This window comes from Turicimonas sp. TL08 (assembly GCF_054660695.1).
Map to the genome: position 1 here is coordinate 1 of NZ_BAAGDP010000100.1, position 257 is coordinate 257.

Here is a 257-nt window from a genome sequence, read left to right on the forward strand (position 1 = left end):
TCCCGGGGTTCTTTTCGCCTTTCCCTCACGGTACTGGTTCACTATCGGTCGATCACTAGTATTTAGCCTTGGAGGATGGTCCCCCCATCTTCAGACAGGATTCCTCGTGTCCCGCCTTACTTCTCGTTTCCTTAGTACCATTCGGACAATTTTAAATACAGGGCTATCACCTTCTTTGGCTGAGCTTTCCATCTCATTTTTCTATCATCCAAACTATCAAAAACTAGGCTGCTCCGGGTTCGCTCGCCGCTACTGCC

General features: G+C 49.0%; 1 rRNA gene. It reads right to left on the minus strand.

The window, feature by feature from the left end:
- Window positions 1-257, minus strand: a 23S ribosomal RNA gene (locus ACYQ4O_RS13110); the annotation flags it as partial.